This is a genomic window from Pseudomonas sp. HY13-MNA-CIBAN-0226 (assembly GCF_040310305.1).
Classification (GTDB): domain Bacteria; phylum Pseudomonadota; class Gammaproteobacteria; order Pseudomonadales; family Pseudomonadaceae; genus Aquipseudomonas; species Aquipseudomonas gregormendelii.
Window position 1 is genome coordinate 1 of record NZ_JBEOPS010000686.1, and the last position, 232, is coordinate 232.

Below are 232 nucleotides of genomic sequence, written 5' to 3' on the forward strand. Positions count from 1 at the left end.
GTACTTGGTAACCCGTTTGCGCAAAGTATAAATCCCAGTCAAATCCTGGGTATTGCTGAGCAAGATCTTCGCGTTTAACTTGGTTTAAGGTTAAGTCGCGATCACGGCGCTTTTCTCTAGGCCATTGGGCTTGTGCTATTTTAGTTTCGAGCACAAGAATGGCCTGGGCACGTTTTTCGCCGTCATTTATGCCAGCAAAAGCCAGCATTTTAGCGATATGATCCACATAAGC

The 232-nt window shown here is 45.7% G+C and carries 1 protein-coding gene; it reads right to left on the minus strand.

Translation table 11 applies throughout. From position 1 onward, the window contains the following. Positions 1 to 232, minus strand: a 232-nt coding sequence (locus AAEZ05_RS30435; RefSeq protein ID WP_350650417.1) for a M13 family metallopeptidase N-terminal domain-containing protein, incomplete at both ends; no start/stop codon positions are given.